The sequence below is a fragment of the Sphingobium estronivorans genome, from assembly GCF_008692605.1.
GTDB classification, from domain to species: domain Bacteria; phylum Pseudomonadota; class Alphaproteobacteria; order Sphingomonadales; family Sphingomonadaceae; genus Sphingobium; species Sphingobium estronivorans.
In genome coordinates this window covers 35,564-53,551 of record NZ_LFCT01000030.1, presented here as the reverse complement: position 1 = coordinate 53,551, position 17,988 = coordinate 35,564, and the positions used below count along the sequence as shown (strand labels likewise).

At 60.3% G+C, this 17,988-nt stretch carries 14 protein-coding genes; 7 read left to right on the top strand and 7 right to left on the bottom strand.

Annotated features, from left to right (window positions below; genetic code table 11):
* Positions 1-48: 48 nt before the first annotated feature.
* The 6 genes from F7P65_RS18955 (at position 49) to F7P65_RS18930 (ending at position 5,391) form a co-directional block, all read left to right on the top strand.
* A complete protein-coding gene (locus tag F7P65_RS18955; RefSeq protein ID WP_205452177.1) occupies positions 49-1,020 on the top strand; it encodes a winged helix-turn-helix transcriptional regulator in 972 nt (323 codons plus the stop codon).
* The gene (locus tag F7P65_RS18950) at positions 1,017-1,970 is read left to right on the top strand and encodes an XdhC family protein (RefSeq protein WP_162854714.1); all 954 of its coding nucleotides are present in this window, start codon (positions 1,017-1,019) and stop codon (positions 1,968-1,970) included. The genes F7P65_RS18955 and F7P65_RS18950 overlap by 4 nt, the downstream gene beginning before the upstream one ends.
* Positions 1,971-2,033: 63 nt before the next feature.
* The gene (locus F7P65_RS18945) at positions 2,034-3,173 is read left to right on the top strand and encodes an acyl-CoA dehydrogenase family protein (RefSeq protein ID WP_150294547.1); all 1,140 of its coding nucleotides are present in this window, start codon (positions 2,034-2,036) and stop codon (positions 3,171-3,173) included.
* Positions 3,174-3,258: 85 nt separating this feature from the next.
* Positions 3,259-4,422, top strand: a complete 1,164-nt coding sequence (locus F7P65_RS18940; RefSeq protein WP_054945783.1) for an acyl-CoA dehydrogenase family protein — start codon at positions 3,259-3,261, stop codon at positions 4,420-4,422.
* Between the two features lie 37 nt (positions 4,423-4,459).
* Positions 4,460-4,906 (top strand): hypothetical protein, encoded by a 447-nt coding sequence (locus F7P65_RS18935; protein ID WP_240334397.1) that lies wholly within the window; start codon positions 4,460-4,462, stop codon positions 4,904-4,906.
* Positions 4,903-5,391 carry a MaoC/PaaZ C-terminal domain-containing protein gene (locus F7P65_RS18930; protein WP_150294544.1) on the top strand — a complete coding sequence of 163 codons (489 nt, stop codon included), beginning with the start codon at positions 4,903-4,905 and terminating at the stop codon, positions 5,389-5,391. Before F7P65_RS18935 ends, F7P65_RS18930 begins: the two co-directional genes overlap by 4 nt.
* A gap of 122 nt (positions 5,392-5,513) precedes the next feature.
* Here the strand turns inward: F7P65_RS18930 and F7P65_RS18925 are convergent, their stop codons facing one another.
* Complete coding sequence (locus F7P65_RS18925; protein WP_240334395.1) at positions 5,514-6,416, bottom strand: hypothetical protein; 903 nt, start codon at positions 6,414-6,416, stop codon at positions 5,514-5,516.
* Positions 6,417-6,448: 32 nt separating this feature from the next.
* Positions 6,449-6,988 (bottom strand): cupin domain-containing protein, encoded by a 540-nt coding sequence (locus F7P65_RS18920; RefSeq protein ID WP_150294542.1) that lies wholly within the window; start codon positions 6,986-6,988, stop codon positions 6,449-6,451.
* Between the two features lie 248 nt (positions 6,989-7,236).
* Between F7P65_RS18920 and gorA the strand changes: the two genes are divergently transcribed.
* Positions 7,237-8,598: a glutathione-disulfide reductase gene (gorA, locus tag F7P65_RS18915; protein WP_240334394.1), complete on the top strand. Its 1,362-nt coding sequence runs from the start codon at positions 7,237-7,239 to the stop codon at positions 8,596-8,598.
* A 4-nt stretch (positions 8,599-8,602) separates the two neighbouring features.
* Here the strand turns inward: gorA and F7P65_RS18910 are convergent, their stop codons facing one another.
* From F7P65_RS18910 to F7P65_RS18890, 5 genes are all read right to left on the bottom strand, one after another.
* Positions 8,603-9,853 (bottom strand): MFS transporter, encoded by a 1,251-nt coding sequence (locus tag F7P65_RS18910; protein WP_150294540.1) that lies wholly within the window; start codon positions 9,851-9,853, stop codon positions 8,603-8,605.
* Positions 9,854-9,912: 59 nt separating this feature from the next.
* Complete coding sequence (locus tag F7P65_RS18905) at positions 9,913-11,019, bottom strand: SMP-30/gluconolactonase/LRE family protein (RefSeq protein WP_150294538.1); 1,107 nt, start codon at positions 11,017-11,019, stop codon at positions 9,913-9,915.
* Positions 11,020-11,164: 145 nt separating this feature from the next.
* A complete protein-coding gene (locus F7P65_RS18900) occupies positions 11,165-13,723 on the bottom strand; it encodes a TonB-dependent receptor (RefSeq protein WP_162854713.1) in 2,559 nt (852 codons plus the stop codon).
* 271 nt (positions 13,724-13,994) lie between these two features.
* Entirely contained in the window at positions 13,995-15,287 is a 1,293-nt protein-coding gene (locus tag F7P65_RS18895) for an amidohydrolase family protein (protein WP_240334393.1), read from the bottom strand.
* 291 nt (positions 15,288-15,578) lie between these two features.
* The gene (locus F7P65_RS18890; RefSeq protein ID WP_162854712.1) at positions 15,579-17,909 is read right to left on the bottom strand and encodes a TonB-dependent receptor; all 2,331 of its coding nucleotides are present in this window, start codon (positions 17,907-17,909) and stop codon (positions 15,579-15,581) included.
* Between the last annotated feature and the right edge of the window lie 79 nt (positions 17,910-17,988).

Here is a 17,988-nt window from a genome sequence, read left to right as displayed (position 1 = left end):
CTGTCGATCTTAAAGGCACGGCCTTCCGTATCCCGCGCCAGAAACGAGGTGAAGTCATTGTCCGCGTCCCGGCTTGTCCGCAATTGTTCCGTCGCCCGGACAATCGACATATTGTCGGACGCCTGGTCCTTTCTGGTGCTGCGCGAATTCTACATGGGCGCGCGCCGCTTCGACCAGATCCAGACGGTCCTCCACTGCCCGCGCAGCACGCTGAGCGACCGGCTGACCCGCCTCATCGATGCCGGGATATTAGATCGCGTGACGACGCCCGGCGGTCGCCCCGAATATCGGCTGACGGAGCGGGGCCTCGATCTCTATCTGGTCATGCTGGCGCTGCTCCGCTTCGGCGACGATCATCTGGCTGGCGAGGACGCGCCGCCGCTGCGGCTGCATCACATCAAATGCGACCATGACTTCCGGCCGCAGACGGTCTGCTCAGAATGCAAGGAGCCCGTCACCGCGCTTGAGGTCAGTTATCGCGATGGCCCTGGGGCGGGCCAATCGCCCTCGCCCGATCTTCCCCAGCGCCGCCGGTCGAGCAAGGCTGGCGCGTTCGAGCGCGGCCGGCCTTCGTCCGTGTCGCGCACCGTCGCCATCCTCGCCGATCGCTGGTCCTTCCTCATCCTGCGCGAATCTTTTTTCGGTGTGAAACGCTATGATCAGTTTCAGGAAGCATTGGCGATCGCGCCCAATATTCTTGCCAACCGGCTCAATACTCTGGTCGCCACGGGCATATTGGCCAAACATCCCTATCAGACCAATCCACCCCGTTTCGAATATCGGCTGACGCCGACCGGTCTCGACCTCTATCTGCCGCTCATCCAGATGCTGCGCTGGGGAGATCGCTGGATGGACGGTCCCCCGCCGCTCATCCTGACGCACCGGTCATGCGGCCGCGATTTCCAGCCGTTGCTGGTCTGCGACCATTGCCACGACCCGATATCGCCGCGCGACGTGCGCTATGTCCTGTCCTATCGTCCGCCCGAAGGTTCCGTCGGCCGCGCCCTCATTCGGTCATGATCGACGCGGCGTCCTATATGCTCGCAGCCGACACGGACGCCCTGCGTGCCGCCACGTTCGACGGGGCGGTGCTCTGCACGCTGGTGGGGGTGGAAGGCGGATTTTCCCGCAGCGTCGGCGCGCAGTTCGCGGTGCAGCCGGATGGCTCCACCGTGGGCGACATGACGGGCGGATGCCTGGAAGCGGCGCTCATCACGGAGGCGCAGGGTGTCCGCGAGACCGGTCGGGCACGCAGCGTGCGCTATGGCCTCGGCTCGCCCTTCATCGACATCCGCCTGCCCTGCGGCGGCGGCGTCGATTGCTTTATCGATCCCGCTCCCGACCGCGCGCTCCTCGCCGATGTGCTCGCCCGGCTGGAGGGGCGCGCGCCCGTGGCCCTGTCCTTCGCGACGGAAGAGGGCAAGGCGAACTATCGGCTGGAAGCAGCGCCACCCGGGCGCGTCTCTGGCTTCGGGGAAGATGGCGGCCGCTTCACCCGCATCTTCCATCCGCGCCTGCGCCTGCTGCTGCTGGGCATCGGCCCGGAAATGCACGCGGTCGCACGCTTTGCCCAGATCCATGGCTGTCAGGTGGAAAGTTTCTGGCCGGCGGGCCGGCAGGGAATGCCGCCCAGCGCCCAGCCGCTCTGGCTGGGAAGCCCGCCCGACATCTCCGTCGATCCCTGGACCGCGATCATCCTCCTCTTCCACGAACATGAGTGGGAATCCGGCATCCTGCCCTGGGCGCTCGCATCCGATGCCTTCTTCGTCGGTGCCATGGGTGGCGCGCGCACGTCCGAACGGCGCCAGGCGGAACTGCGGCGGCGTGGGGTCAGCGAAGCGGACATGGCGCGCCTGCACGGGCCGATCGGCCTCATCCCCCATGTGAAGGACGCACGCACCCTGGGCCTCTCCATCCTGGCGCAAGTCGTCGAACATTATCTCGATCAGGTCGTCCCCGCCGAGAGATAGGGCCGTCCACCCCTCCCCCTGCATAGATGTTTCCCGATGGGACATCGAGAAACAGGGGTAACCATGTCACAATTTGACCTGAACGACGGACAGCTTGCCATTCGGGAAATGGCCCGTCGGTTCACGGCGAACGCGATCACGCCGCATGCGGGCGGGTGGGATGAACAGCATGTCTTCCCGCGCGACACGATTCGCGCGGCGGGCGCGCTGGGCTTCGGCGGCATCTATGTGTCGGAGAAAGCGGGCGGCATTGGCCTTGGGCGGCTGGAATCAGCGCTGATCATGGAAGCGCTGGCCTATGGCTGTCCTTCGACCAGCGCCTTCATCTCCATTCACAACATGTCCTGCTGGATGATCGACCGCTTCGGCGGACAGGCAGTGAAGGACAAATATCTCCCGATGCTCGTGCCGATGGAGCATGTGGCGAGCTATTGCCTGACCGAAGCGGGCTCCGGCTCGGATGCAGCAGCGCTCAAGACCAAGGCGGTGAGCGATGGCGATCATTATATCGTCACCGGCTCCAAGCAGTTCATCTCGGGCGGCGGCGAGAGCGAAGTCTATGTCACCATGGTGCGCACCGGCGGCGAGGACCCCAAGGGCATTAGCTGCCTCGTCATCGAGCGGGATTTGCCCGGCGTCAGCTTTGGCGCACAGGAGCGCAAGCTGGGCTGGCACTCGCAGCCGACCGCCCAGGTCAATTTCGACGGCGTGCGCGTGCCGGCGGAGAATCTGGTGGGGGCCGAAGGTGAAGGCTTCCGAATTGCGATGATGGGGCTCGATGGCGGCCGACTCAACATCGGCGCCTGCTCGCTGGGCGGCGCGCAGCGCTGCATAGACGAGGCGGTACAATATACGAAGGACCGCAAGCAGTTCGGCCAGTCAATCGCCGATTTCCAGAACACCCAGTTCATGCTGGCCGACATGCAGACCGAACTGGAGGCAGCGCGCGCCCTGCTCTATGCCGCGGCGGTCAAGGTCACAGAGGACGCACCCGACAAGACCCGCTTTGCCGCCATGGCCAAGCGTTTCGCCACCGACACGGGTTCCTCGGTGGTGGACCGCGCGCTCCAACTGCATGGCGGATATGGCTATCTGATGGACTACCCGGTCGAGCGCTTCTGGCGCGACCTGCGAGTCCATTCGATCCTGGAAGGCACCAATCAGGTCATGCGCATGATCGTCGCGCGCGACATGTTGCGCTGATCCCCATCGCCCGACTTCCGATAGGTTGTCGCGACGCGCTTTGCGCCGATGGTAGGCAACACACAAAAGCCATGATGAGACGACAATGGATTTCTCGCTGACGGAAGAACAGGAAGCGTTCCGCGACGTGGTGCGGCGCTGGGTCGATGCTGAAGCACCCAAAGACCTCATGCGCCAGTTGGAAGCGGACGAGGAAAATTATCCCTTCCCGCTCTGGGACAAGCTGAAGGCACAGGGCTTCTTCGGGATCGGCATCCCGGAGGAATTTGGCGGCTTGGGCGGCGACGTCATGACGCAGATGATCTTCGCCCGTGAACTGGCCCGCACCGCCGGCGGCCTCATCTGGACCTGGGGCGTGACTTCATTCGCCGGTGCCAAATCGGTCGGCCTCTATGGCACGCCCGAACAGAAGGAACGCTGGCTGCGCCCCATGGCGGAGGGCAATCTGCGCGTCGCCATCTCCGTGACGGAACCCGATGGCGGAACCGACGTGCTGGGCGCGATGAAAACCAACGCAGTCAAGGTCGAGGGCGGCTGGAAGGTCAACGGCGCCAAGATGTGGACCACCGGCGCCAAGGTCGCCGACCGGCTCCTGCTGCTCGCCCGCACCGACAAGGATGTGGAAAAGCGGCATCAGGGCCTGACCCTGTTCTTCGCCGACGCCAAGTCGCCGGGCATCACCGCCTCGCTCCTGCCCAAGCTCGGCATGCGGGCCATGGGTTCCTGCTCGGTCACTTTCGACGATGTGTTCATCCCCGATGAAGACGTGCTCGGCACGCCCGGCAACGCCTGGTACATGATGCTGCCGACGCTGAATAACGAGCGGATCATGGTCGGCGCGCAGTGCCTGGGCGCCATGGACGGCATCTTGGAGGACGCGCTCGCCTATGTGAAGGAGCGCAAGGCGTTCGGCGGCATCATCGGCCGTTTCCAGATCCTCCAGCATTATATCGCTGACATCGCAACCTGGCAGAAGACGACGGAACTGCTGCTCTATTACGTTGCCAGCCTGCAGGCGGCCGGAAAACAATGCGGCGTGGAAGCCAATATGCTGAAGATGGTGGCGACAGAAAATGCCGTGAAGGCGGCGGATCTGGGCATTCAGATCATGGGCGGCATGGGCTATTCAGCGGAAACCGACATGCAACGCTACTGGCGCGACCATCGCATCCTTCGAATGACGCCCATTTCCAATGAGATGGTACGCAACTCGATCGCCGAAAGCCTCGGCCTGCCGAGATCCTTCTAACCCGCGCTCCTTCTGAGGGAGATAAGCATTGCCCGATATGGACGTTTTGCCGCCGCCTCCCGAGGTCGCCGGCCTCCGGCTGGACGGCACGGACGCCTATGTCATCTCAGCCCAGGAGAATGACGCCCTGTGCCGATCAACGGGGATAGCACCCGCGGACGACGGCACAGCACACCCCATTTATTATTATGTCGCGACGCAGGTGGCCATGGGCAAGACCGTGGCCGGACTCTGTGCCGCCTGCGATTTCGATGTCGACGATGGCCCGATGATGGGGAGTAGCGAGGTGCGCTTTTCCACGCCGTTGCGAACCGGGCTGCCCTATACCGTCTCGGGCGAGGTACTGAGTCTGGAGCGCAAGCGCAGCCGCAAGCTCGGCGTCATGGATGTGCTCACCTATCGATTGCGCCTCCATGGACCGGAGGGCGGCGCGGCGCTGGAAACCGACAATGTGTGGGTGCTTCCAAGGAGGGAGCTGGCATGACCTATGCAGTGGGCGACGAACTGCCACCTTTCATCATAGATCACGTCGATCCCGAGGCGATGAAGGAATGGGCCATCTTTCTGGCCGACCCGAACCAGATCCATCTCGACGTCGAGTTCGTGAAGGCCAAGGGACTGGGCGACAGGGTAATCAACCAGGGGCCGATCAACATTGCCTATATGATGAACTGCCTGTTGTCAGCGTTCCCCGGCGGGCAGATCGCCAACATGACGTCGCGCTTCCTCGACAATGTCTATGGTGGGGAAAGGATCGTCGCCAAGGCAACGGTCGATGCGATAGAGGGCGGCAAGGTGACCTGCTCCGTCAGGCTGGACAGCGAGGATCGCGGGATGGTTAACTCGGCAACTGCGACCATTGTCTTGCCGCCTTCCCAATCGAGCGCTACATCCGCAGAGCAGGTCGGCAACCAAACACCGAACAACCCCCTATCCTGGCTGACATGGTTGCTCTATCCAAAGGCATGAGTTGTCGGGAAAACCTTTTCTGTACAGTGTGACCGCGTGGTCGAAATACACGCGGCCATTCTGGCTATAAACGGGATCGGCTCGGATCATCCGCGCCGATCCGGTCGCTGCCACCGCGCTGTTCAGTCCCAATGTTCCAGAAGGTCGCCGATAGCCTCTTCCACGATATACATGCCGTCGATCCCTGCCATATAGCCGGTGCCGAGCGTCACCGCGTTGATGACATGATCGCGGCTCATGCCCCATGCCTTGCCGAGCAGGGTCGCCTCCCGGATGCCGTCGCGGAAGCCCCGGTTCATGTTGTAGTGGATGAGGATATAGGGGACCATCTGCTTGGGTAGCGCGCTGGTCGCCAGCGCGCCTTCGAACTTGCCGCGATGTTGCTTGACGAAGCCCGGATTATATTTGGCCAGCGTCGAAATGGATTTGGGTACATAGCCGATGGTGTCGGTATACCATTGGTCGAGCGATTCCAGCTCCGCCTTGGTCAGTTCCGGATTGTCGAAATCGAGCCCGCTGCGGAAGGCCGCGGCGTCGGGCGCCCAGCCCTTGGGCCACTGGATCGCATTCGCCGGTTCGCGATAGCTCGCCATATAGTCGAAGGCCTGATTATACACCTCGTTGAAGCCGCAGGGCCCCGAATGCATGAAGGCCAGACCGAAAATCTCGTTCACCTGCGCTTTGCTCGCGCCCATTTCCTGGCAGCCCATCACCTCGTGCAGGACGCCGCCCGGCACCCGGTTGCACGCATACCAGTGCAGCATGGTCAGCATCGTGATCCCCATCGGAATCTCGCCATTGGCGGGCACCGCGTGGAGGAACTGCATCTGCCGCATGTGATATTTCAACATGTCTGGCCGGTTCTGGATCAGGAAGCTGTAGGCGGTTAGCGGATAGGCCATTTTGCCAGGCCGCCATGCCATCTTGTCCGCCCAGAATTCTGCCTTTTCCTGATCGGTCGTCTCATGGACATTGGTGAGGTTGAGGCCGCGCGTGTAGGCGAAGCCATATCCGTTATCCGACATTGCTCATCTCCATTTCCGCCGCTGCGGGCGGTTCAACCCTTGCGCGACGTGCCCAGTACCACGAAGCAGATCATGCACGATTCGCTGCCGCGATTTTCCCACGCATGCTTTGCGCCATTCTGGACCATCACATCGCCGCGCCGCAGCGTCACCTCGCTGCCGTCCCCCTGGATCAGCGTGATCTCGCCGGAAAAGACGAAGCCCAGGTCCACCGAGTCCGTCGAGTGCATGCCGACGTCGAAATCGTGCTCGCCGCCCGAGGATACGGCCGCCTGCAGCCGATGATATTCTGGATCAGGGGCGATGGCAGGAAATTCGACGCCCTTGACGCCGAAGCCCGGCGGGAAGGTCACCATATTGGCGCGCATGCCGCCAGCTTCTGGAAAGATGCTGCGCGGCTGATAGGGACCTTCCGGGCTGAACGGAAGGGTCGGGAGTTCCTCCCACCCCCACATGCCATACCATTTGGCGCCGCCGCCCATCTCCATCGGCGCAACTTCTTCGACATGGGTATAGATATGGCGATCATCGCCCGTCTGGCCGGTGACGACGCGTCTTACTGGCGGAAGCATGTTGATCCTCTCTTCCTTATTTCATCAAGATAAGGCGATTAGCCCCCTCGCCCGGCTTAATCCAGACAGACGGCGGCATCGGCCTTCTTCGAAGCGGGAGTTTCGGCAATGGCAGGGCCACGCCACCTATCTAACGTCCGGTCGCACGATGCGGACGGACACAAAAAGGGGGGTGATCGCATCGCTATCCTTCCCTTCGGCAGGTCCGGGGCGAACGCTTGTCGCTGAGGAAACGCTCCGGAGAAACTATGAACGGAGCCGCCGCCATGCCCTATGATTTCGACCTGTTTGTCATCGGCGCCGGATCGGGCGGCGTGCGGGCGGCGCGGATCGCGGCGAGCCATGGCGCCAGCGTCGCCATCGCAGAGGAATATCGCGTCGGGGGAACCTGCGTCATTCGCGGCTGCGTCCCCAAGAAGCTGCTCGTCTATGGCGCCCATTTCGCCGAGGACCTGAAGGACGCGCGCCGTTTCGGCTGGAACGTGCCCGACTGCGATTTCGACTGGACGGTGCTGCGCAACAATGTGCTGGCTGATGTCGACCGGTTGGAGGGCATGTATGGCAATACGCTGGAAAGCCACAACGTCCGGCTGTTCCGGGAACGGGCGACAATCACTGGCGTCCATTCGGTAACGCTCGCCAGCGGCCGGGCGATCACGGCGAAATATATTCTCATCGCCACCGGCGCCTGGCCGATGCTCCCGGAGATTGAGGGCGCGGAGCATGGTATCACCTCCAACGAGGTCTTCCATCTGGACGAATGCCCAAGGCGCGTCGTGATCGCGGGCGGCGGCTATATCGCCAATGAATTTGCGGGCATCTTCAACGAATTTGGCGCCCATGTGACGCTGGTCAACCGATCGGACCAGATGCTGCGCGGCTATGACGCGCAAATTCGCGACCGGCTGCTCCAGATCAGCCTCAGCAAGGGTATCAACTTCCGCTTCAACGCCCCGCTGGAACGGGTGGGAAAGCGGGAGGATGGCACGCTGCGCGTCCATATCAGGGATGGCGATCCCATCGATTGCGACCTGCTGATCTTCGCGACCGGACGCAGGCCCAAGAGCGACGAATTGGGGCTCGAGGATGTCGGCGTCGAGTTGGACGGAAAGGGCGCGATCAGGGTCGATGACCATAGCCGCACCAGCGTCGAGAGCATCTACGCCGTGGGCGACGTGACCGACCGGGTGCAACTGACCCCCGTCGCCATCCGCGAAGGACATGCCTTTGCTGATACCGTCTTCGGCGGCAACCCGCGCACGGTAGACTATGGCTGCATCCCTTCGGCGGTGTTCAGTCATCCTCCGATTGCCGCCGTTGGCATGACCGAGGCGGAGGCGCGCGACAGGCTTGGCGCGGTCAAGGTCTACACGTCGGATTTCCGGGCTATGAAGAATGTGCTTGCCGGGCGGGACGAGCGCGCGCTCTACAAGATGGTGGTCGATGCTGCGACTGAGCGTGTCGTCGGCTTGCACATGATTGGCCCCGACGCGCCAGAAATATTGCAGGCGGCGGCCGTCGCGGTAAAGGCAGGTCTTACCAAACAGGCCTTTGACGACACCATCGCGCTCCATCCCAGCATGGCTGAGGAGTTGGTACTGCTTAGGTGAAAGTTCAAGTCCGTCTGGCGTTGCTGCCGACATGCCCTTGCGGATAGCGGCCCATGAACAGGATACTGACGCCGCCGAAGGCGAACAGGCCAAGCGCGACCTGAAAACTCGCCGTATAGGAACCGCTGATCTGCGACAGATAGGCAAAGGATATCGGGCCTAGGCCCGCCCCCAGCGCGACGCCCGTGTAAAGCAACCCGTAAATCCGCCCATAGTTGCGCAGCCCGAAATAGCGCGCCGCGAAATAGGCGAGCAGGTCCAGTTCCGCGCCCGCCGCCGCGCCGACCAGTACCGATGCCAGCATTGCCGCCGCATAGCTCGGCTCGCCCATCAATATAAGGCAGGCGATGACCGGAGAGGTCAGCGTGACGGCGGCGACCCCTGGCCCCCAAAAACGGTCCAGCAGCCAGCCGATTCCCAGACGCGCGATGATGAGTGAGATTCCATAGCCGCTCTGTATCGATGCCGCTGCCGCGGGAGTGAACCCCTTGTCGGTCAGCGCCGGAATGAGGTTAGGCACTATGCCCGTGATTCCGATATACATGGTCAGGATCGATGCCAGGAGCAACCAGAAACGAAAGGAGCGAACTGCCTCGCGCAAGGTGAAGCCCGTCAGCGTCCGCTCATCGACCGCCGCCATACGTCCCCGGGAGGACCGGTCAGGGAAGAAGAAAAGCGCCGCCAGTGCGAGGGCGATCATGGGCAGCAGGGCCAGCGCTATATAACCCACACGCCAGCCGTAATTTTCCACGACATAGACTGTGTAGGGCGGCACGAAAATCGCCGCCATGCCTGTTCCCGACAGGGTCAATGCCAGGGCAAGTCCCCGGCGCTCGTGGAAATGGTTCGCAACGGCGCGGGTCCAACTTACCGGGCCGCTCCCCGCTCCCAGCAGCGCGACAGCGGCATAAGCAAGGTAGAAAAAGCTGAGCGAACCTTGCGAAGCGCCCGCCATCAAATATCCGACGGCGACACCGACGAGTCCCCATAGCGCGATCGTTCGGCCGCCATAACGGTCGATCATATAGCCCACGATCGGGGCGAAGAAGCCGCCCAGGCCGACGCCGAAAGCTATCGCCCCCTGGACCTGCGTGCGCGTCCATCCGAATTCCCGCCCCAGCGGATCAATAAACGCACCGATCGAATAAGTGACGAATCCGATTGATCCGAATCCGACCCCAAAGGCACTCGCCAGTAGCAATCGCCAGCCGAGGGACAATTCTCCGTCCGCCTGTCCGACTTGGGATTCATTCATGACAGGCCTTTCTGACGATACAGCTCCATTGGCGGCGTAGGTGCGGTAGGATTTGAAATCTACTCATCTCCTGCCCGACCCGCACCGACATCGAACGAGCCGGGGCAGTTTTTCAGTGCTGCGACGGGTGCGCGCCATATGCGTGGGGCGCGGCTCGAACCGAACCACAGCAACTTTCCGACCTGGGTGGCGGTCGTTGTCACTGTGGGGCCAAGCGACAGCGTGCAGCTAACTGTAAGCGAGGCTGGATTGATGCGAGCGACATAGCCGGTGAATCGGCATGTCGGACTGTCCGATCCGGGACAGGATCGCATGATATCTGCAGGCTTGCCGTCTAGTCCGCCAACCAGGATCGCTCCATCTTTCGCCACGCTGAGATTGTCCGCACCGAACGTTACCGCAACCTCGCGCCGCGCGGGGATTTTGCCTGGCGTCAGCTCTATCACCTTGCGCGTCGGGAAGGAGGAGACATAGATCTTCCGCCCATCGGGGGCGATCGCGATGCCGGTAGGAACTTCCACCGCGCTGCCCGGCAAGCTCGTCCAACCGGACGAAGCCGTCCAGTAGCGGATGTCGCCGGTCTGGGGCATGCCATTCACCACGGGCGTCACCGTCGCATAGATTCGTCCGTCATGGGTCCATGCCACAGCATTACCTACCGTCCCGGCAGGCGCCAGAATACAGTCCTTCCATCTCAGCTTCGGTGCGACGCCAACTGCGCGAGGTAACTCAACATCGAATATTTCGATCGATTCCCGACCTCCATGATTGACCACATATAGCTCGCCGCCGCGAGCGGACGTCGGCCGATAGGATATGCCGTGACCGGAAAATTCGCCGGAGGCAAGTTCAGCCGGACAGGCCGATCGGGCGGTGCTGGAGGGGCGTAGCGACGAAGCTGCCGGAGAAGTGGCGCCATTGTCGGGATAAAGTTGCTCGAACCGCGCTGTTGCGGTTTCCACGGCATAGAGGCCGGGTTTGATGTCGTCGGAACTCATGCTGCTGGCGATCAGCCATCGCCCGCCCGGCAGGACGGCCATATCCTCCACATTCGGCAGCGCGATCGGCTTCACAGTTTCCAACGGTGATGGCCGGCCGGAAGCGGATTGCGCCGGAAGAAGCGAGACGGCCAGCCCGGCCAGCACGGTCACAATTCTCGTTTTCAAATCGCCTCTCCCCAAATTGTTGTGCCGGATTGAAACCGGGCGGCCGCGGAACCGGCACGAGCAGAAAAATGGAAGGGCGCACACGCTTTGGAAATGTGCGCCCTTCCTCCATTCAGGATCGACTCCGACCTGAGCCAGACCAGTCTTACCCGCCGAAATTATACCGCAGACGCAGACCATACATGCGCGGCGGCAGATAGCCCGAATGTACCGCACCACCGGAGAAGGCGTAAGGGAACTGGTTCGGGATCTTGATCACCTCCTTCGTCAGGTTGGTGACGAAGAGCGAAAGGTTGATCGGCGTGCCGGCCACTTCTTTCCAGTCAAGGTTCAAGTTGACCAGATTGTTGGACGGTGTGATCCCGACTGGATAGCCGCTCACATATCGCGGATCGCTATAGTTGGTCACGACCGTCGACGTATAGGTCCAGGTCGCTCCGACCGACAGCGAGCCCAGGCTTTCATCCAGCGGTAGCGTGTAATTTGCGTCGACGCTCAGCTTATGCTTGGGCGTATCCAGGAAGCCAGTTCCCTGGGCGACTTGTGGGTTGACCGACCCAAATGGCGTCCCGACCAGTTGGGCAGCCAATTCCGACGGAGAGTCGATCTTCACGATCTTGGTGTTCAGATAGGCGTAGCTGGCCGACAGGCGAAGCCGATCGAAGAACAACAGGGACGTATCGACTTCTACGCCGTAGGAGCGCGCTTTACCCGCGTTCAGGATTGCTGAAGCACCGCTGATTCCTGCTTGCTGAGACGCCGCTGTGGGGATCAACTGTGCCAGCACCTGGACATCCGACAGCTTGTTATAGAAGCCGGCGACATTGAAATAGCCCTTAATCCCGCCATTGAAGCTGAACTTGGCGCCGCCTTCATAGCTATCCATGCTTTCCGGACCCCAGGTCTCAAAGCCCACGGAATTGAAGTTGATGCCACCTTGACGGTAACCGCGCGCATATTTCCCATAAAGCAGCAGATCAGGAATCGGCTTGAAGTCGAGATCGATGACCCAGGTCGGCTTGTCCGATTTATTCTCACGATGCGTTGAACATTGGCTAGAAGCCTGAACGACCTTGCCGGGATAGGTCACAGTGTCCGTGCAGGTCCGGCGGATCGACATGCCGGTACGCGGATCGATGTATGAACCCGGTGCCGTCGAGAAGGAAATACGAGTTCCCTGCCCGGTCCCCACGATCTTGTCGAAGGTCCAACGCGCACCTGCCGTCAAGGATAGCTGGTCGGAGAACTTATAGGTGCCCTGTCCGTAGATGCCATGATTATCAAAGGCCATCTTCGTCCGCGCCTCGGAGAAGTTTCCGAAACCCAGAGGATTGGTGCAGTTGAAATTCTCACCATCGACACAGTTCAGGAAGTTGGGCGAAATCGTGTTGCTGAACCCGATCGGCCGGCTGAACTCCAGATATCCACCAAGAACATAATTGATGCGGCCATCTGCGCTCTTGCCCTGGAGCTGCAATTCCTCCGTAACTGTGGACTCGGCGGCGGCATAGCTGCCCTTCCCCGCCCCGTTGGTAGCGAAAAGAATATAGGGCTGACCCGCCGGGATAAAATTGCCGAACAGGGTAAAGCCCCCGCTATTATTCTGATTCGGCGTGGTGAAGTTGGTGGACAGATAAGCGAGATTCATCCTCTCACGAAATTCGCCGTAGCTGGCGATATTCTTGAGCGTGATCGTATCGCTTGCCTGCCATGTGGTAGTGTTGATGATCTGCCACTGTTCAAGATGCTCGAAAGGATTGACTAGGCTATTTTCGACATCGTAGGGGCCATCGCCTCGCGCTGTCTGTCGCGTAAGCTGATCCTGGCAGGATAATGACTGCAAGAGGGTCGTGCCAGTGCCACCCACATTGCAGTTGTTTATGCGGGAGGCATAACCATGGGTGCGCGACCGGCTATAGTGCGCAATCATGTAGTTTTCGAGGTTCGGCGTGAGATCGGCAACAACACTGAGCCGCCCGTAGAAATAATTGACGTCGTTGAAGTCCCTTGCGCCAACGGGCGCATGGTTCTTCATATAACCGTCGCGCGAATTTCGCTCTACAGTCAAACGAACCTTGAAGGTATCGGCGAGTGGGACGTTGAGCGCGCCGGTCAGGCGGACCTGATCATAATTGCCGTAAGTCCCCTCGGCAAATCCTTCGAACTTGTCCGTGGGTTTTTGCGGCGTGAGCAGGATGGCACCCCCGGTCGTATTGCGGCCGAACAGCGTGCCCTGTGGCCCCTTGAGAACCTGCACATTGGCCAGATCACTGAAGGCGCCGGCGCCCACCGTATTGCCGGACGTCGTGCCGCCCTGGGCGCGCACACCGACGACTTCGGCGAAGTACATGCCTACGGTGGGAGCCGTATTGTTGGTCTGGTTGAAGCCGCGAATGGCAAAGGATGCCTTTTCCGGGCCGTAGCGCTGGTTGACGCTGAGCGAAGGGGTGTAAGTCGCCAGGTCCGTGGCAACGGCAACATTTCGCTTCGTCAGATCTTCCTGATTGAAAACACTGATCGAGATCGGAACATCCTGAAGCCGTTCTTCGGACCGACGTGCAGTCACGATTATGTCGCCTGCGGATGCAGCAGGCGCGTCTTCCGCCGTTTGCGCCTCAGCGGTTGCGGCAAGCGCGAACAGTGCACTTCCGGCCAGAAATGTGCCTCGCAGAAGGCCGACTCGGGCTTTCTCCTTAAGCGTCATGGCTTCCTCTCCCCTGGTAAAATGCATTGCACTTCATGTGCTGTCTGATGGTTTGGGAGACTATGCATCTCATCACCGCTCCTGCGCGTAACCTATCTTTCCGCAGGCTGCCGCAGCCTTCCGCAGCGAGATCGGTTCAGTCCCTGACCCAGAAAAAAAGAGCGCTTCCGCATAACACGGGAGCGCTCTTGGTACTTTGGAATTTTCACATTTAACTGATCTTATACGGTTCTTCGTGATGATTTCACTATCTATTCACGTTCGCTTTCAATCAGAGGTCGATGTTGAACAGTGTAGCCGCATTGGTGGAGAGTACCATTTTACGCTTTTCATAATCGAGATGTCCGATTGATTCGACCGCGCGTTCCTGAATGCCCGGATAGATCGAAGTCGGATGCGGGAAGTCGGTCTCAAACATCACGCGATCATAGCCGATCTCTTCGAGCATCTTCTGCGGGCCATATTTCTCGAACCAGTAGGAGACCCAGAAGTTCTTAGCGAAATATTCCTTCGGGCGCTTTTTGAGACCGGTCATCTCGGGCACCAGCATCTCATTGAATTGATGGTCGAGGCATTCCAGCACGAACGGCATGTAACCGATCCCGCTTTCAATCAAGCCGAGCTTCAGATCCTCATATTTGTCCAGAATGCCCGAAACCATGAAGGTCGCCATGCTGACGGAGATCGCCAGCGTGTGGAGCATCGTCACGACCGTCTGAGTCTGGTAGAAATTCAGATTGTCCCAGATCGCCGTGCTCGAATCCAGCGCTGAATTCAGGTGGAAGTTCATCGATGTGCCAGTCGAGTTGCACAGATCGAAAAACTCTTCCCAAACCGGGTTAATGACGCCGCCTTCCCCAAGATAGGAATCGCCTGCGCGCTCGGGCCGATCGGGCAGAACGAAGCCCTTGATGCCCATATCGATCATGCGACGCGCTTCTTCGAGCAGGAACTTGTTGTCCCAATAGGGCAACTGCGCCATGCCCATGATCCGACCACCCGACTCCTCCATCCGCTCGATGCAGACGTCGTTATAGATGCGGATGATGGTATCACGGAGATCCTTGTCCAGACCCAGCAGCGCACCGGCCTGGGTCACGCCGCCATTCTGGAAGCAGATATGGCCCCAGACGCCCATGCGATCCATTTCCTCCAGCCGCTCTTTCACCTTGAACGAGCCGGGGTGGATCAAGTCGTAATTGGTATAGGACAAGCGGCCAAGCAGCTTGTTACGTTCCTTGCTGACGACATTGCCGCCATAGGAACCGAAATCCTTGTCACCGACATACCAACGCACGATGCCGTTCTTTTCGACGACACGCGGCATCTTGTCCTTGAGGTGGGCGGGCGCATTGCGCTGGAAAAGATCTGGCGGCTCGGTGAAATGGGTGTCGCAGTCGATGATCTTGATGCCTTCGAACAGCGGATGCACGCCTTCATGATATTGGGAATGATCTATTTCGCGGACGGTGCCGCCGGGCTGACGGCCTTCATCCAGCCAATATTTGCGCGCGTCATCCTCGCTCGCTTTGATAACGGTACTTTTTGCCTTCACGTCGGTCACGATCGCCTCCTAATTCGGCCTGTCCGGTATTTCTTGCTAGTCTTGTGGGCAACATAGGTGCCAGGTCCGACTCCAGGCCGGAACCCATTTCTGCCCGCCATGCCATTTCACATGTAATATGTTATCTCTGGCCCCACGTCAATCTAGAACGGGCGCCGCCCATGGCCGAAATCTACCCTTCTCGCCGCCTTGCCGTCGCTGGCCCGGCTTGCCCGGCGACAAAAAGCCCGGCACGAGGCCGGGCTTTTCTCTTCAAGAACGACGGCGCCTTCAAGCAGCAGGGAATGACGGTCAGAAGCTGACAGTCATGTCCAGGCCATAGGTGCGCGCCGCCTCATAGGTCGTGCCAGCCGTAAAGTAGGAATAATTGCCCCACATTGACCCTCGATTGTTCAGCAGGTTACGCGCCCAAGCCGCGACTTCGACCTTGCCCGAACCCAGGGTGATGTCCTTCAGGGCCACGCGGGCGTTGCCGATCCAGTTGCCGCCTGTCTTGTAGATGCTCTGGAAACTTGGCTGGATCGCGGTCGTGAAGATACCCGGAGTGATCACCTTCGAACGATAATTGGCATCGAAGCGGATCGCCAGGCGCGCATTGCCAAGGCTTGGATTGGGATCCGACTCATAATCGAACGCCAGATTCGCGGTAGTGGAAGGACGCAGCCAGACCGGGAAGCTGTCCGGCGATCCGCCGAACTGGGCGATGGTGCTGAGCCAAAGCGGAGTGAACTTGGTGAACTTGAAGTCGGTGTAGGACACAGCAACGGACAGCGACAGGCCATGGAGCGGAACCACGGTCGCTTCCGCCTCGAAACCCTTGGCCTCCGCATTGCCATAATTGACCATCGCAAGGTTGAGTTCGGGATGGTTCGCGAGATAGCCCGGCACGCTTTGCTGCAGATTGCCATATTTGGCGAAGAAGCCGGTCAGGTTCAGCCGCACGTGCCGGTCCAGCAAGTCGGACTTGATACCCGCTTCCCAGGATTTCGCCGTTTCCGGATCGAAAGCGACGCCTCCGACCGAACCGCCTGAAATATAGCCGGTCGAGAATTTGGCATAGGCCAGGATATCATCCGTCACATGATAGTTGACCCCCACCAGATAGGTCGGCTTGGTCTTCTTGTAGGTGAAGGGCGTTGCGGTCAGTGGAATGCCATAAGCAGGAATGGCCCTGTAATAAGTGCCATCCTTCGTGTCGCGCGTCACGCGAATACCACCGACGATATCCAGTTGAGGCGTGATATGCACTTCGGCCTGACCGTAGGCCGCAGCCGACTTGGCCGTGAGGAAGGTGATGTCGCGACCGGCCGGCAGGACGTTGCCCGGCAGAGGAACGGTGAAGAAATTCGCAATCCCGGCCAGCCCATCCGGCGCGCCGGTGGAGATCTTTTCCTTGTAATAGAGGCCACCCAACGTAAGCGTCAGCAACTTTGAATTATAGTTTAGTTGAAGCTCTTCGCTCCACTGCTTCTGCCGGCTCGCATTCTGGTTCACGTTGAAATAGAAGGGATCAGGATTACCCGGATAGAAGAGCTGACCCAGACCGATATTGTCCAGCGTGCCGAACACATCGACCTTGCGATAGGCCGTGATGCTCTTGAGCGCCAGATCCTCATTGATGTCCAGATTCGCCGTCAGGACATGCCCCTGGGTCTTCATTCGCCCCGGAACCGCAAAGGCGTTATGCACCGCGTCAGGGCGTCGATCCCCGGAAAACAGGGGCGGGTTGGCGGCGATCGCCACGTTGAGCGCCGAAAGCCCGAACCCGGCCGCCACGGCAGGATCATAGGCGATCACGCCCGAACCCTCGGCGGTCGTGATCGCCTTGGCCCAGTCGAACTTGTAGACAAGGTTGAACCTGTCGCTCGGTTCGAACTTGAGCGCGGCGTGGAATGCGTCGGTCTTGTTGGCGCCCAGCGTCTTGGGTGAAATCTGACGGCCAAGGCCCGCGGCGCTTCGATCGAAGACGATGCCGGCATCCAGGTTCTTGATATCACCGTCCCGCTCGTTGCGCATATAGCTGAGATAGCCGCTGAACGCCCCGAACTGCGGCAGTTCCAGATGGGTGATTGACCGGAACTGGTCGAAATTGCCGACCGACACTTCCTGGCGAACGCCGAATTCGCCCGTCGGATCGGCCGTCACGAAGCTCAATGCGCCGCCGGTCGTATTCCGGCCGAACAGCGTGCCTTGAGGACCGCGCAGCGCTTCGACGCGGACCAGGTCGAGCAGGTCCGTGGTCAAGCCATAATTGGCGCCCACATAAACGCCGTCGATGTTGATGGAAATCGACTTGTCAGACCCTGGCAGGCCGCCCGCGCTGGCGACGCCGCGCACAACGATCTGCGGGGCACCCAGCCCGCCCGGAGTCTTGCGCACCGAAACGCCCGGCGCCACAGCACCTACGTCCTGCAAGCTAGTGATGCGGCTGGCGGTCAATTCCTGCTGCCCGATCACGGCGACGGAAATCGGTACATCCTGAAGATTCTGCTCGCGTTTCTGCGCGGTGACGATGATCTCGTCGATGCCGACATCGTTGGTCTGGGCTACTGCAAGACCGCTGGTCATTGCAGAGGCGAGAAAGAGGCCGAGCCTCACTCCATTCTGATATTTCTTCTGCATCCTAGTTTCCTCCCCCTTTTTAGTCTTCAGGCGGATCATGGGTCCGCTGAATGCCTTGTCCTACGTTCGCGGATCGATC

Excerpts from the sequence above, each read along its gene's own strand:
- F7P65_RS18900 (WP_162854713.1), bottom strand. The coding sequence starts at position 13,723 with ATGACGCTTAAGGAGAAAGCCCGAGTCGGCCTTCTGCGAGGCACATTT.
- F7P65_RS18890 (WP_162854712.1), bottom strand. The coding sequence starts at position 17,909 with ATGCAGAAGAAATATCAGAATGGAGTGAGGCTCGGCCTCTTTCTCGCC.
- F7P65_RS18930 (WP_150294544.1), top strand. The coding sequence starts at position 4,903 with ATGACCTATGCAGTGGGCGACGAACTGCCACCTTTCATCATAGATCAC.
- gorA (WP_240334394.1), top strand. The coding sequence starts at position 7,237 with ATGAACGGAGCCGCCGCCATGCCCTATGATTTCGACCTGTTTGTCATC.
- F7P65_RS18925 (WP_240334395.1), bottom strand. The coding sequence starts at position 6,416 with ATGTCGGATAACGGATATGGCTTCGCCTACACGCGCGGCCTCAACCTC.
- F7P65_RS18950 (WP_162854714.1), top strand. The coding sequence starts at position 1,017 with ATGATCGACGCGGCGTCCTATATGCTCGCAGCCGACACGGACGCCCTG.
- F7P65_RS18920 (WP_150294542.1), bottom strand. The coding sequence starts at position 6,988 with ATGCTTCCGCCAGTAAGACGCGTCGTCACCGGCCAGACGGGCGATGAT.
- F7P65_RS18910 (WP_150294540.1), bottom strand. The coding sequence starts at position 9,853 with ATGAATGAATCCCAAGTCGGACAGGCGGACGGAGAATTGTCCCTCGGC.
- F7P65_RS18945 (WP_150294547.1), top strand. The coding sequence starts at position 2,034 with ATGTCACAATTTGACCTGAACGACGGACAGCTTGCCATTCGGGAAATG.
- F7P65_RS18935 (WP_240334397.1), top strand. The coding sequence starts at position 4,460 with ATGGACGTTTTGCCGCCGCCTCCCGAGGTCGCCGGCCTCCGGCTGGAC.
- F7P65_RS18940 (WP_054945783.1), top strand. The coding sequence starts at position 3,259 with ATGGATTTCTCGCTGACGGAAGAACAGGAAGCGTTCCGCGACGTGGTG.